Origin of the sequence: Promicromonospora kroppenstedtii DSM 19349, from assembly GCF_000515355.1 — a bacterium.
GTDB lineage: Bacteria > Actinomycetota > Actinomycetes > Actinomycetales > Cellulomonadaceae > Promicromonospora > Promicromonospora kroppenstedtii.
In genome coordinates this window covers 30,827-33,405 of sequence record NZ_KI911633.1, presented here as the reverse complement: position 1 = coordinate 33,405, position 2,579 = coordinate 30,827, and the positions used below count along the sequence as shown (strand labels likewise).

The window sequence follows — 2,579 nt, the reverse complement described above, 5'->3', positions numbered from 1 at the left end:
GCAGCTCCGGGCGGCGCAGCAGCGCGGCGAGGGGCGCGCGCACGTCGCCGAGGCGCGCCCCGGGCCGTACGAGCACGTCCTCGCCCGGGTGCAGGGTCACGCGTACGGCGCCGTCGGACGCCGAGGTAGCAGTCATGTCCCGAGCCTCCCCGCAGCGCGGTCAGGGTCAGGGTCCGGACCAGGGTTTCTGTGCACAAACCCTGTTTCCACAGGCCGTTCGTCGCGCTCTGTGGGGCACAACCCCTGGGGGACTGCCCCTACCCGGGGCGGACGAGACGTACGACCGGGGGATGACACGACCAGGGAAGGATCAGGCCGACGCCCGATGTTCACCCGGCCCCCGGCTCCGTAGGTTCGATGACGCCGGCCGAACCGGGGTCCATACCCGGGAAGGCCGGACCACTTCCGGGCCGTGCACGGAGCTCTCCGTGCCACGTCACCCGGTGCGGGACGCCTCCGGCGGACCGCCCGCAGCACCCCGCAGCGTCATCGACCGAGGAGAATCTCGTGGACACCACCGTGTACGTCCCGGCCGGCCGGCCGGCCCCGGCGTCGGGCCGCCCCCACGCCGTACGGGCCCGTAACCTGACCAAGACGTACGGCAAGGGCGAGGCGATCGTGCGTGCTCTGGACGGCGTGGACGTGGACTTCGAGGAGGGTCGGTTCACCGCGATCATGGGCCCTTCGGGGTCGGGTAAGTCGACGTTGATGCATCTGCTGGCGGGTCTGGACTCGGCCACGGGTGGGCAGGCGTTCCTCGGGGAGACCGAGATCACCGGGTTGGGTGACAAGGCGCTGACGAGGCTGCGGCGGGACCGGATCGGGTTCGTGTTCCAGCAGTTCAACCTGTTGCCGATGTTTACCGCGGAGCAGAACATCACGTTGCCGGTGGAGCTGGCGGGGGCGAGCACGGACCGGGCGTGGTTGGACACCCTGGTGGAGACGCTGGGTCTGTCGGGGCGGTTGACGCATCGGCCGGGTGAGCTCTCCGGTGGTCAGCAGCAGCGGGTCGCGATCGCGCGGGCGTTGATCGCGCAGCCTGATGTGGTGTTCGCGGACGAGCCGACGGGGAACCTGGACTCGCGGTCGGGTGCGGAGGTGCTCAGTTTTCTGCGGCGTTCCGTGCGGGAGCTGGGTCGTACGATCATCATGGTCACGCATGATCCGTCGGCTGCGGCGTATGCGGACCGGGTGGTGCTGATCGCGGATGGTCGGATCGCGGGGGACATCAGTGATCCGACGCCGGAGTCCGCGATGGCGGGGCTGGACGCGCTGCGCACCCTGGAGCCCGCCGTCACCACCGGAGCCATCAGCACGGTGTCCGGGACGGGTGCGTGATGTCCGCCTCCTTCCCCACCGCACGTCTCACCTGGGCGCAGATGCGCCGCAGCACCGGCCGGCTCGCCGCCGCGGGCGTCGCGATCGCCATCGGCACCGCGTTCGTCGCGGCCACGCTCCTGGTGGGAAACATCATCACGAGCACCACCTACGACCAGGTCTCCGCCCGGTACGCCGAGTCCGACCTCGTGGTGTCCGACGAAGCCACCACCCTGACGCAGGACGACGTCGAGGCCGTCCGGGCCACCGAGGGCGTCGCGGCGGCCGACGGGACCCTGAGCACCTATGTGGAGCTCAACCACGGCGGGAGGACGATCTACCAGTCGATCGTCCCGCAGGCCTCCGACCCGCGGCTCTCCCCGCTGGTCCTGACCGACGGGGCGTGGCCGGAAGGGACCGGCAGCATCGCCCTCCCGGTGGACGTCGCCGAACGGCTCGGCCTCGGGGTGGGAGACACGGTCTCCTCCAGCCGCTGGGTGCTGGACCACGAGCCGACCGTCGCGGACGACGGCACCAGCTACTACGACGGCCGGGAGGTCAACGAGAAGCTGACCGTCTCGGGACTGGTCGACGATCCGAGGCAGGCCTTCGCGCTCGCCGGCGGCATGGGCGTCGTCACCCCGGAGGCCATGGACCAGTGGCTCGCCGACGACCGGGAACCCGGTCAGACGGAGGTCCTCCAGGAGATCGTCGTGGCGCTCGACCAGCCGGGTGACCCGGCCGCGATCGAGGCGGTCCGGGACGCGCTCACGACGGCGGTCCCGGCGGCCACCGAGGTCATGACCACCCAGGAGTACGCCGAGGAGGTCGTGGCCGGGCTCACGGGCGGCCAGAACATCATCTTCCTGGTGTTCGTCCTGGGCTTCGCCGCCGTCTCGCTGGTCGTCGCGGGCCTCGTCATCGCCAACACCTTCCAGGTGCTCGTCGCGCAGCGCTCGCGCACCCTCGCCCTGCTCCGCGCCATCGGCGCGAACACCGGCCAGGTGTACCGCAGCGTCCTGCTCGAGGCGGCCATCCTCGGCGCGGTCGCCTCGGTGGCGGGCGTGCTCCTCGGGTCCCTGCTGGTGCAGGGGGGCCTGCTGCTGGTGCCGGCCTTCGACCTCGGTGTCCAGCTGCCCGCGACCATCACCATGAGCGCGCCCGTCGTGCTCCTCCCGCTCGCCGTGGGCGTGCTCGTGACCCTCGCGGCCGCGCTCGCCCCCGCCCGTGCGGCCTCCCGCGTGGCCCCGCTCGCCGCCCTG

General features: G+C 71.8%; 2 protein-coding genes. Both read left to right on the top strand.

Annotated elements, in window-relative coordinates; translation table 11 throughout:
• Positions 1–507 precede the first annotated feature (507 nt).
• Entirely contained in the window at positions 508–1,338 is an 831-nt protein-coding gene (locus PROKR_RS06355) for an ABC transporter ATP-binding protein (RefSeq protein ID WP_036960829.1), read from the top strand.
• Positions 1,338–2,579: ABC transporter permease (locus tag PROKR_RS06350; RefSeq protein ID WP_036960826.1), on the top strand; the 1,242-nt coding region annotated here is incomplete at its 3' end. The genes PROKR_RS06355 and PROKR_RS06350, both read left to right, overlap by 1 nt.